Origin of the sequence: Dyadobacter koreensis (genome assembly GCF_900108855.1) — a bacterium.
Taxonomy (GTDB): Bacteria; Bacteroidota; Bacteroidia; order Cytophagales; family Spirosomataceae; genus Dyadobacter; species Dyadobacter koreensis.
On the sequence record NZ_FNXY01000005.1, the window covers coordinates 1 to 12214 of the forward strand.

10 protein-coding genes and 2 rRNA genes are annotated in these 12214 nt (G+C 38.6%); 8 read left to right on the forward strand and 4 right to left on the reverse strand.

Features of this window, described 5'->3' with window-relative positions:
* Positions 1 to 164, forward strand: a 23S ribosomal RNA gene (locus BMY70_RS15560); the annotation flags it as partial.
* Positions 165 to 224: 60 nt separating this feature from the next.
* Positions 225 to 336 (forward strand): 5S ribosomal RNA (gene rrf, locus BMY70_RS15565).
* A 422-nt stretch (positions 337 to 758) separates the two neighbouring features.
* Here the strand turns inward: rrf and BMY70_RS15570 are convergent.
* Entirely contained in the window at positions 759 to 989 is a 231-nt protein-coding gene (locus tag BMY70_RS15570) for a YdaS family helix-turn-helix protein (RefSeq protein ID WP_090336610.1), read from the reverse strand.
* A 373-nt stretch (positions 990 to 1362) separates the two neighbouring features.
* Between BMY70_RS15570 and BMY70_RS30920 the strand changes: the two genes are divergently transcribed.
* The 6 genes from BMY70_RS30920 (at position 1363) to BMY70_RS15595 (ending at position 8443) form a co-directional block, all read left to right on the forward strand.
* Positions 1363 to 1515 (forward strand): hypothetical protein, encoded by a 153-nt coding sequence (locus BMY70_RS30920; RefSeq protein WP_177197039.1) that lies wholly within the window; start codon positions 1363 to 1365, stop codon positions 1513 to 1515.
* 293 nt (positions 1516 to 1808) lie between these two features.
* Entirely contained in the window at positions 1809 to 2294 is a 486-nt protein-coding gene (locus tag BMY70_RS31690; protein ID WP_374754715.1) for a CPBP family glutamic-type intramembrane protease, read from the forward strand.
* Between the two features lie 2 nt (positions 2295 to 2296).
* On the forward strand, positions 2297 to 3445 hold the full coding sequence (locus BMY70_RS15580) for a hypothetical protein (RefSeq protein ID WP_090336617.1): 1149 nt from the start codon (positions 2297 to 2299) through the stop codon (positions 3443 to 3445).
* A 24-nt stretch (positions 3446 to 3469) separates the two neighbouring features.
* Positions 3470 to 4936, forward strand: a complete 1467-nt coding sequence (locus BMY70_RS15585; protein ID WP_090336620.1) for an MBL fold metallo-hydrolase — start codon at positions 3470 to 3472, stop codon at positions 4934 to 4936.
* 7 nt (positions 4937 to 4943) lie between these two features.
* Positions 4944 to 7148 (forward strand): peptidase domain-containing ABC transporter, encoded by a 2205-nt coding sequence (locus tag BMY70_RS15590; protein WP_090337806.1) that lies wholly within the window; start codon positions 4944 to 4946, stop codon positions 7146 to 7148.
* A complete protein-coding gene (locus BMY70_RS15595; protein WP_090336622.1) occupies positions 7148 to 8443 on the forward strand; it encodes a beta-barrel domain-containing protein in 1296 nt (431 codons plus the stop codon). Before BMY70_RS15590 ends, BMY70_RS15595 begins: the two co-directional genes overlap by 1 nt.
* Positions 8444 to 8451: 8 nt before the next feature.
* Here BMY70_RS15595 and dxs read toward each other — a convergent pair whose 3' ends face one another.
* The 3 genes from dxs to BMY70_RS15610 all read right to left on the reverse strand — a co-directional run bounded on the left by dxs (position 8452) and on the right by BMY70_RS15610 (position 12188).
* The gene (gene dxs / locus BMY70_RS15600) at positions 8452 to 10386 is read right to left on the reverse strand and encodes a 1-deoxy-D-xylulose-5-phosphate synthase (RefSeq protein ID WP_090336630.1); all 1935 of its coding nucleotides are present in this window, start codon (positions 10384 to 10386) and stop codon (positions 8452 to 8454) included.
* Between the two features lie 89 nt (positions 10387 to 10475).
* Complete coding sequence (locus tag BMY70_RS15605) at positions 10476 to 11393, reverse strand: rhomboid family intramembrane serine protease (protein ID WP_090336634.1); 918 nt, start codon at positions 11391 to 11393, stop codon at positions 10476 to 10478.
* Positions 11394 to 11402: 9 nt separating this feature from the next.
* On the reverse strand, positions 11403 to 12188 hold the full coding sequence (locus BMY70_RS15610) for a rhomboid family intramembrane serine protease (protein ID WP_090336638.1): 786 nt from the start codon (positions 12186 to 12188) through the stop codon (positions 11403 to 11405).
* Positions 12189 to 12214: the final 26 nt, after the last annotated feature.

The following is a 12214-nucleotide window of genomic DNA, read 5'->3' on the forward strand; positions in this document are numbered from 1 at the left end:
TATGTGGGGAATAGATAAGCGCTGAAAGCATCTAAGTGCGAAACTAGCCCGAAGATGAATCTTCCACACAAGGGTCGTTGTAGACTACGACGTTGATAGGCTGCAGGTGTACGTGTAGAAATACATTCAGCTGAGCAGTACTAATTACCCAACAGCTTGCATAACTTTTACCTCATTCTCTTTTGCTTCCAATATGACATTGATTATACACTCACAAAGAGCTTGTTGGTGACTATTGGCCTGGTGTTCACCTCTTCCCATCCCGAACAGAGAAGTTAAGCCCAGAACCGCCGATGATACTTGGGTCAAACCTGGTAAAGTAGGTAGTCGCCACAATACTATTAATTTCAATCCCATCTTCATAGGAGATGGGATTTTTTTTGGTTTAACTTCTTCCCACTCGTTAGCAAGCCCAGCCCGGAACCGCTGATGATACCGGAGGCGCTCTCTTGAACTATGCGTTCCCGATAAAAATTGGTAAAGTAGGTCGGGCCGTGTAGGCGGGACGCGAAGTCTAGTCGCCACAATACCATTACAAAAAAGATCATCTCAAAAGGATGGTCTTTTTTGTGCTTTATAAATCTTCTAGCCGTTCATACATGTTCAACTAACTCGGCAAAGTACCTAGTCCGGAACGCGCTGTCCAGCCACCACGATACTATTACAGTACAAAAGACTACCTCGAAAGGATCATCTTTTTTGTGATATTAAGGATGTTTTGAAATTTGTAATGATATTAAGGGACTTCTAATCAAAAGCTATTGCAGTTTTTCTTTATCAAGTAAGATCCTCCACTCACTTGGTAAAATTTCTAAAAGATTAATATTGCAAAGCTTCGCAATACGATCATAAAATTCAACTGGAATTTTATTTTTTCCGCTGAGCCAATTGTGAACACTGGCTTGGCTTACTTCCAGCATGAGAGCTATTTTTGGTTGGGAAATAGTGCCTGTTTTGTAATAAGTGTGTAATGCTTCCTCTGCTGTCATTCTACAACAATTTTGATTACTGAATATCATTTCTACAAATCGCTTTGCAATAAATTCTTATTTCAAAATTGAAGCTTTTAGTATCGTTGTGTAGTAAAGATATTGATAATAGAGAGGTTCGCAAGATCTTTCCATAAATATCTATAAATCAAACTTTAATAATTATTAGATAGATTTTTGATAATTAGATGCTTATGTGTTTTCGATAATGCTAGACTATTACCTCAGTAATAATATTGGATATCCTCATTAATTTATTATTAAGGTAATAGTTGAAATAAATATCGTTTTGCAGTTTTGTAGCACAATCCGAAACAATATCTGGCCAGAAGGTGGGGAGGTTGGTTTTTACTGATTAAAAATTCTATTTAAAATGAAGAGATTATCTTTAGAAGAATTAAAAGCACAGAAAGCGGAACAGTTGAAAGAAGGATTGGAAGCGATACGTGGTGGTAACGAGGCAGACTGCCATTCAGGTCTGTCATGGTGGGAGGCACTTTTGTACTTGACACCGTTTCATAGATAGCTATTATATAGACCAATTGAGGGGACGACTTAAAGTCCCTTCAATTGGTCTATATAATATAAATGAGATATTTAATTTCAGATTTACTATGTCTTTTAAATAGCGGAAGGCTTCGAGCAACCAGAAGGTTTAGTGTTAATCAATCTATAAGAGGTACATTGTACGCATTTGTAGTATCTTATATTTTGAATATTATGCTAGTTTCCATTGTATGGGCAGTAACCAATTATTTTAATATATTAATTCCAGAGAATATTACAATAAGGGGTGTTCTTGATAAGAGTACTCTTGATATGATTCTTACAGTCGTTATAATTGCTCCAATTTTAGAGGAATTTATATTTAGGATAAATTTAAGACACTCTATCCTAAATTTATCCTTGTTTTTGGCTGCTATTACATATTTATTAACTGGAGTTATTTCTGATTATGTGATTAGCATCTGGATCAGGCTAATAATGTCATTTTTTTTATGGATAATCTATTATGAATTGTTCGTGGAATTGTTTGACAGAAACATACAAACATCTTGGAATAGATACTCATTGATTTTTTTCTATGTGTCGCTATTTAGCTTTGGGTTTTCTCATATTTTCAATTATCAATTGTCATGCAAGCTACTTATTTACCTGCCTATAATTACTTTACCGCAAACAATCTCTGGCATAACCTTGGCGTATATAAGAATTAAGTATGGTATTTTGTATTCAATTTTATTGCATTCCACTAGTAATGCGTTTTCTCTTTTACTCGGAATAATATTAGTAAATAAAACATAACGATGCTGAAACGTTCATTTGAGACGCTAACAGGCGATTTGATTTTTTGTAATCAAATATCACTTTCTGACACAATTAGAATGGCTTTTTACCAAGAAAATCCTTCTCTCTTTGAAATTCTTGATTATGAAGATGATTTTACATTTCTAGAGCCATCATTATTTTGCTATTTCCTATCCGATATCAGCAAAACAAATATAATTCCGTTACTTCAGTCGGTAGTTGGTTATATTCCTGATGAAAAAAGGCTAGCCATGATTTCTCTTACCGCTGATCGGTTCGGAATGGTTAACTTGCCAAATCTGGGATATATCCGTACTGAGCCATATAATATTGTTCCGGTAGATTTAATTACACTGACTGGATGGATACCTGATCAGTTTGTTGAAAACAGTAAAATCCGTCTGTGTCTGCATCCTACTGATTTATTGGCTTATGCCAAGGATGTAAGTTTTCATGAACCTGTGGAAGACACCCTCTATAAAAATGAAGATGCTTTATCCGTAGCAACAACTTTCTTGCAGAAACAATTACCCAATTTTTGGAGTTTGATAGCATCCGTTACAAGAGAATTTGTAGTATTCAGCAGTCCTTACCACAATTCTTTTGCGGGAATAATGCATCACGGTACGGCATATTTTAATACAGAGAACAAAATCCAAACCCCTGTTTTTTTTATTGATGACATTGCACACCAATGTGGTCATATAATCTTTAATATAATTACGCTGGATACGCCTAAATATCTGAAAGTCCCAAAAGATCATCCGTTAAGAAATTATTCAACCAATCCGGGTGAAATGAGAGGAGCGTATGGCGCGTTTCATGGCTTGTTTACCTATACATGCATATTACATGCGTTAGACGAAGTTCTTCAAAGCCAATATTTTACTAATGAAAATTTGCGTTTTGAGGTACTAGGCAGAATTGGATTCTATTTGCACAAGTTTTATCTAGACTTAAAACTTATGGACAATCCGGAGATACTCACCGATGCTGGCCTTGACTTTCATCGCCAGTTCAGCGAGGGTTTTCAAGAAATATTGGCAAGGTATAAGAAAGAAATACAAGGTTTTGATTACAGCAACCAGCCTTATACCTTTCAATATGATCGTTTTAGGGAATCAAATCTATTGTCAAAAAATATGTGAACGGGAAATCAAATCTCTTAATACATGAAAATCAAAATATACACACTCATCATTTTTTTCACACCCTTTATTTCTTTTGCCCAAACTACGGCTAATTATCAAAGGGCATTACAAATATTAGAAAAATCAATAAGCGCTACCAGTACACATATTCCTGACAGCCTGTTCATAAAATCCAAGGGCGTCATACATAATCTTGGACATTATGAAGTGCCAGGGAAAACAAAAGACATTCCATATGAGGAAACGGATGTATTTTTTACAAAAGAACAATCCGGCTACATGCGCAGTACGATAGTAAACAACGGGTATACATTTGTTGAATTGGCTGTCAGCAAGCAGGATTCTGTTTACAAAAAGGGATTTTATCAAAACAAATTGTTGAAAGACAAAAATACTGACTTTGCATTTGAACTTGCCCGCAAGGTTCCGGCCAAGTTACTTCAACTAGCCTGGCTATCAAGAATTTCGCTGCGCTATTTGGGAGAAGATAAATCATACGCATGGATTTCATTTGGTTCAAAACCAGTCACCTTATTTATCAACAAAAAAACTAAACTTTTAGATAGAACTGAATATTTAGGCTATGACAATACGTATGGAGATGTAGTTTTCGCAACTGAATATAAAGGGTATTTTGATCAAAATGGTATTAAAATGCCAGCTTCCCGCATGGATTATGAATATGGAAAAGCGGAAAGAGAAGTTACTTATGAAGCTTTTCGTTCCAATATAAAACCGGATACTGCTGACTTGAAAATGACTCTGGTCCCCGAGTATTTCAAAAGAAAGATGGCTCAACGTATAGAGACAAGAGACAGCCTGGTTTTTGAAAAGGTTGCTGTTAATATCAGTCTTATAAAAATAGTGTCACAAAACAATAAGATGCTTGTGGCAGAATTTCCCGATAATATTGCTTTGTTTGAGACTCCTTCCGGGATTGAGCTCAATGAAAATATTATCGCGCAATTGAAAAAGAGATTTCCTGGTAAACCTCTAAAGTATTTGTTTGTGACGCACCATCATCCTGATCACGCTGGAGGTCTCAGGGCTTATGCTGCTCTGCCCCTAACTGTTGTTACCACTGCCGGGAATCAGGCGTATTTTGAGGCTAATATGAAAAAGTCCCACACAATGAGCAATGTCCTTATCGACAATACTCAGAAATTCCGGTTCGACTTCGTACCCTTAAATGGAGAGAAAAAGTTTATGGGTAAAGTTATTGCCTATGAAATTGGTAAAAGTACGGAGCATACCAATGAGCATTTGGTTTATTATTTTCCAGACAGCAAAATTTTGTGGACTGGTGATTTACTAAATTTCCGATCGGGTGGAAGGGTTTCATCAGCGGGCCAGAGAGGAAAAGCAGTGTACGATCTGATCACTTCAAAAAACCTAACCATAGACAGAATTTACACCTCCTGGCCTTTGCAGGGACAAAAGGAGTTTGGGACCATGGAAGAGCTACGGAAAATGATTGAAGTTAAATGACAATACTTTGAGTAGAAAATATCCTTTTTACAGACAATATGACAGAATGGACTGTGGCCCAACCTGCATACGAATGATTAGCAAGTTTTATGGAAAATCTTTCGATGGTGCTTATCTGAGAGAGCTTACAAGTTTGAGAGGAGATGGCGCTACGATGGGAGGATTGGTCGATGCTGCTGAAAATATTGGATTCGGTACCTTGGTATTAAGTTCAGATTATAAAACACTTGCCGAGCAAATTCCATTACCCTGTATTGCACACTGGCGGCAGCGGCATTATGTTGTGGTTTACGAAGCAACAGCCACCAAGGTTGTTGTTGCCGACCCGGGGCATGGACTTATTACGTATTCCCGACAGGATTTTTTGAAAGGATGGATTCCTGAAAAAAATGCAAATGAGGATTCGGAAGGAATTCTTTTACTGTTTGAAACTACACCTGCATTTTTTTCACAGGAGGATAATCAGATTTCTTCAAAATCAGTTAAGGGATTTTTAGCGCCGTATTTCAGGCCATACCAGCGACACATCTGGCAATTATTTTTAGGTCTTTTTCTGGCTAGTTTACTTCAGTTGGGATTACCTTTTCTTACGCAGGAGATTGTCGACACAGGTATAAATACCCGGAATCTAAATTTTGTAACACTTGTCCTGGTAGCGCAATTGGTTTTGTTTATATCGCAGTCGGGCCTAAGTGTGATCCGAAACTGGATATTATTGCATGTAACAAGCCGGATAAACCTGCGGATGCTGTCTGATTTTCTGATGAAACTGATGAATCTTCCGATTTCATTTTTTGAATCAAAGTCAACTGGCGACATAATGCAGAGAATTCAGGATCATAACCGGGTACAGGCATTTTTATCTGCCACTACTTTGGATGTTCTTTTTTCGACGGTCACCCTTACTATTTTTGGCGCAATACTTTATTATTTCAATCCTCAACTCTTCCTCGTATTTATCATTGGTTCGGCATTGTATATGGCCTGGGTTCTGTTATTTATGAAGAAACGAGCCAAAATTGACTATCAATATTTTGACCAGTCCTCTGGAAACCAGAGTAGTACGATTCAGCTTATCAATGGCATGCAGGAGATAAAACTGAATGGATCTGAAAAACGAAGGCGCTGGGAGTGGGAAGCCATTCAGGCGCGTTTGTTCAAATTGAACATGGCAAGTTTGTCTTTATCTCAATCCCAAAATGAAGGAGGAAGGGTTATCAATGAGGTTAAAAATATTCTAATCAGTTATATCGCTGCGAGATCAGTCATCAATGGAGAATTAACTTTAGGTGCAATGCTTTCCGTGCAATACATTATCGGACAGATGAATGTACCTGTTAATAATTTCATCGCTTTTATACGTAGTTACCAGGATGCGAAATTAAGTCTGGAACGTTTGGCAGAAATTCATAATAAAACCAACGAAGAAAATGTTGACGAACTGCTGATCAGTGAATTACCTGAGGATAAAACAATAAAAGTATCCGGTTTGAATTTTCGTTATGGAAGCAGCACATCTGCTTTGGTACTTAATAACATCAATTTTCAAATTCCCCAGGGAAAGGTTACCGCTATTGTTGGTGCCAGCGGAAGTGGTAAGACTACCTTGCTTAAATTGCTTTTGAAATATCATGATCTCACAGACGGTAAAATAGAAATAGGAAATGGAAATCTTAAAAATTTGAGTTATAATTTCTGGCGGAAGCAGTGTGGCGTTGTGATGCAGGAAGGATATATATTCGCTGATTCAGTGGCCCGTAATATCAGCGAATCAGATGAAAATGGAGGGGTAAACCGTAAAAAACTTGCTCATTCTGTTCATGTTGCCAACATTGGAGATTTTGTGGAGGAGCTTCCAAACGGATATAATACCAGGATAGGATCCAGTGGAATGGGTATCAGCGGTGGACAAAAACAGCGAATTCTTATTGCAAGGGCTGTTTATAAAGATCCGGAATATATTTTCTTTGACGAAGCTACCAGTGCATTGGATGCCAATAACGAAGCGGTGATTATGCGTAATCTTGAGGCGTTTTTTAAAGGAAAAACAGTAGTTGTTGTTGCGCATCGGCTAAGTACTGTTAAAAATGCAGATCAGATTATTGTATTAGATAAAGGAAGTATTATTGAAAAAGGTACGCATGTCGCACTGGTACAAAGCAAAGGATATTATTATTCTTTGGTGAAAAATCAATTAGAATTAGGTAGCTAATGGAAGAGATTCAGGATGATATAGACCTTAGAAGCGAAGCTGTCAGGGATTTTATGGATCAGCCTCCCAAATGGCTTATCCGATGGGGAACATTGTCATTATGTTTTGTTTTAATGGTGGCTTTTGCTGTTAGCTGGCTAATTCATTATCCCACAATTGTTCGTGCTGATTTTCGACTTATTTCGAATAATCTGCCAAAACCGGTAATTCTTAAAACAGATGGGCGCATAGAAGCATTATTTGTAAAGGAAAATCAAAGCGTGAAAGCGGGAGACATACTGGCTTATGTGGAAAGCACTTCCAGACATCAGGAAATACTTGATCTGGAAAAGGAATTAAATCAAATAAGGAATATTGTAGAACAGCATGATTTTTCAAAACTCGGCGGTATCAAACTAACCAGCTTCGAACATCTAGGAGAAGTCCAGACGCCGTACCAGAATTTTCAACAAGTGTATGTCCAGGTCAGAATGTTGTATGCTGACCGGTTTTATGAGCGAAAGAAAAAGTTATTGATGAGCGATATCAAACGGGCTGAATTAATGGATCAACAACTTAATGAACAGCGAAGTATTTATACACGTGGTTCAGAACTGGCCGATCAGGAATATAAAATCAGTAAAAAACTTCATGCAGGGAAAGTCATACCAGATATTGAAATTTACAGAGAGGAAAGTAAAGCGTTGGCTAAACTGCTTCCTGCTAAAAATATAGAAACATTGCGTATTACAAATGACAATCAGAAGAATACTAAAATAAACGATTTGTTGGAACTGAATCGCACTGTTGAGGAACAAACTGAAAACTTTGGACAGGCTCTCAATACGCTTAGAAGCGCTATTGAATCATGGAAATCACGCTATTTGCTTGTTGCGCCACAGGCGGGAAATGTATTCTTTTCTACAACCTTACAAGAGAAACAATCTTTAAAAGAAGGAGTAGAAGTGATGTATATTGGTAGCGGAACACGGCAGTATATGGGAGAAATTCGTATTCCGCAAATTAATTCAGGGAGAGTAAATATTGGGCAACGGGTGCTTGTAAAATTTCAGGGGTATCCATTTGAGGAATATGGAGCCGTAGAGGGAAATGTGACTTCGATTTCGAAAGTTCCGTCGGAGGATAACACGTATTTTTTCGCAACAGTATCTTTGCCTGCTGGACTTAAGACAAATTTTAACAAATCGCTGGTTTACAAAACCGGTATGGCAGCATCAGCAGAAATCGTAACCGAGGATTTACGACTTATTGAACGGTTATTTTATCAAATCCGAAGAATTCTGCTGACGCGCTAAAAAGCAAATCAAAAGCCCATAGGTAAAGAAGCATGCATAAGTTCACGAACTGCTCCAACAATGCCATCCTTATCAAAACCACACTCACGGTGTAATTCATCCGGCTCGCCGTGTTCAACCAATGCGTCAGGAATACCAAGTCGTTTTACACGCGAACTGTATCCATGATCGACCATAAATTCGAGCACAGCGCTTCCGAAGCCACCTTGAAGGCAACCATCCTCTATTGTGATAATCCTGTCGAACTTGCTGAAAATCTCATGAAGCATATTTTCATCAAGAGGTTTGACAAAACGCATGTCATAATGCGCTGCACTGATGCCTTCCTTAACAAGCGTTTCGCTGGCATCGACAGCATAATTTCCAACAGGGCCTAATGTTAAAATGGCAATATCTGATCCGTCCTTAATTTTTCTTCCTTTTCCTATCTGAACTTCTTCAAATGGAGTTTGCCATTGCGGCATTACGCCGTTACCACGAGGATATCGGATTGTGAATGCTTTTGTTCCTTTCTGTATTTTATCAAGCTGCGCCGTATACATTAAATTCCGCAGCTCTTGTTCGTTCATCGGAGAAGAAACGATCATGTTGGGCACGCATCGCATAAATGCAATATCATAAACCCCGTGGTGCGTCGGCCCGTCAGCGCCTACCAAACCGGCCCTGTCGAGACAAAATATCACCGGAAGTTCCTGCATACACACATCATGAACAACCTGATCATATCCGCGCTGCATGAAGGTGGAGTAAATATTACAATAAACTACTTCACCACGCGTAGCCATTCCAGCCGAAAAAGTTACTGCATGCTGTTCAGCAATACCTACATCGAAAGCTCTGTCCGGCATTGCTTTCATCATGATATTCATAGAAGATCCTGACGGCATCGCCGGCGTAACACCAACAATTTTGGGATTGCTTTCAGCTAATTCTAACAACGTATTTCCAAAGACATCCTGGTATTTTGGCGCTTGCGGAACGTCGTAAACCTTCTTCTTGATCTCCCCGGTTATTTTATCAAAAACGCCCGGTGCATGCCATTTTGTTTGATCTTTCTCAGCCGGTCCGTAACCTTTTCCTTTCACGGTCAGACAATGAAGTATTTTCGGACCAGGGATACTTTTAAGATCATTTAGAACTTCTGTCAAATGGCCAATATCATTTCCGTCAATCGGGCCGAAGTAGCGCAAACCCAAGGATTCAAAAAGGTTGCTCTGACGAAGTATTGCTGTTTTCATCACAGTTTCAACCTTCGATACAACTTCCTGAGCACTCTTTCCAAAATTGCTCATCTTGCCAAGCATATTCCAAACCTCATCTCTGAATTTGTTATAAGTCTTGGAAGTCGTAATGTCCGTCAGATATTCTTTCAAAGCACCAACGTTCGGATCAATGGCCATGCAGTTATCATTCAAAATAATCAACAGATTCGAATCTGTTGATCCTGCATGATTTAACCCTTCAAATGCCATCCCGGCCGTCATTGCACCATCACCAATTATAGCGATGTGTTGTCTGTCGTGATGATTTTGAAGAGCGGAAGCTACCGCCATCCCAAGTGCAGACGAAATTGACGTAGACGAATGTCCTACACCAAAAGCGTCATAAACACTTTCCTTACGTTTTGGAAAACCGGAAAGCCCACCATAAGTACGGTTAGAGTGAAAGTTATCCCGGCGTCCGGTTAATATTTTATGGCCATAGGCCTGATGCCCTACATCCCAAACAAGTTGGTCGTCTGGCGTATTAAATACATAATGAAGTGCTACTGATAATTCTACTACACCCAGGCTGGCACCAAAATGACCTCCGTAGACAGAAACGTTATCTATGATAAACTGGCGTAATTCATTACAAACCTGAGGAAGTTGAGTACGGTCCAGCTTTCTTAAATCCTCGGGAGAATCAATCTTAGCAAGTAGTTTTCCTGGTGTTATAAGCATATAGAAAGCTATTGAAAATCAGATTTTGGTAATCGGCCTTATCTAAAAAGACGTACAAAATTAAGCAAATAGATGATGTGTACTACTTTTTATTTTTGCTGGCTGGCTTTGAAGAGTTTTTGTTTTTCTTCTTTGGTAAGGCTTTCGTATCCTGACTTCGATATTTTGTCAAGAATCGAATCAATTTCATGTTGATCAGGCATTTCTATTGTTGACGAAGAAGATGCCGAAGAATACACGCTAGTGCTTCGGTATACCTGTTTTTCGCGATATGTTACCTGCATGGAAGGACGTTTGCGGAAAAGTCCGGACCAACCATTCATGATGGCGTAGATGGGTTTACCCAAGTCGGTACCGTTTTGCAACAATTTGATAAAAATATACCCAACCAGAGCTCCGCCGAGATGCGCAAGGTTTCCACCTGCGTTAGGCCCTACGGTCTGAGCCAATGACAGGATGATGTAAAAAAGCGCAATAAATTTAATACGGATCGGGCCTAAAAATATAAGGTTGAATGTGTAATTCGGCAATAAGGTAGAAGCACCCACAGCAACAGAAAACGCAGCTGCTGAAGCCCCCATCATCATCGAGGTTTCAACTTGCGCCTGGAAAAATGGTAAGAGATTATATATCAGCATGTAAATTGCTCCGCCCACAATGCCGCCAAGAAAATATAAAGCAACAACACGTTTTGCTCCCAGATATTCGTCTATCAGTTTTCCAAACCAGTAGAAAAATAACATATTGAACAAAATATGGAATATGTCCTCATGCGTGAAAAAGTAGGTGATCAGCGTCCAGGGCTTTCGCAGAAACTCCTGTGGAGAGGCAGGAAGTTGTAAATTATCCGTAATCCAGTAATAAATATTGGATGACTGACTGAGTGTAAAAACGATCTTTACCAATAACAATACCAAAAATACGGCCGTATTAATTAAAATAATTTTTACGAGCGAATTTTCTGATTTTTCAAATTCTCTCTTAATGTCGTCAACAATATTGCTCATCTTCTTCTTTCAATAAAAATTTTGTTTCTGTGTGCCCCAATAACGCAACAATATGTAAGCAAATAGCATTCCTCCAACGTGCGCAAAATGAGCGACATTATCGGATTGCGAATTTTGTATACCTGAATACAACTCATATAAACCGTAAAACGAGACAAAATATTTTGCCTTAATCGGAAACGGAATAAAGAGCATAAAAAGCTCCGTATTTGGAAATAATAATCCAAATGCCATTAAGATACCAAAAATAGCCCCGGACGCACCGACCATTGGCGTGTTGATACTTGCCTGGTAAACGCTTTTCACGGCGCCAATACTATTTTGAATATACGAAGGATTGGTAGGATTTTCTTCAAAAGCATTAAAAAAATCAAGATTAGCCTGATAAAAGCCTTTCGCATGGTGACTCATGAAGTCAACAAGTCCGTCCGGTGTTGGATATTGTACATAAACCTCCACAGCTTTAAGGAGTTGTGCATTTTCATAATAGCCAATTGCGGAGAAAAGTACACCGGCTCCAATCCCTGTAACAAAGTAAAAAATCAAAAAACGCTTGGGTCCCCACATTCTTTCCAGCAACGGTCCGAACATAAAAAGACCAAACATATTACTGAATAAATGTCCGAATCCACCGTGCAGAAACATGTAAGAAACAAACTGATAAGGCATGAAAGATGGTGACAATACCGGCATTAACGCAAACCTTGCGGAAAGAGGTAAGATGTATGCATCAACAATAAAAAATAAGACATTCAGTATCAATAAGTTCTTAACAGTCGGCGTGATTTGTAACATTCTTATTCTAAATCAAAAGTTTGTAT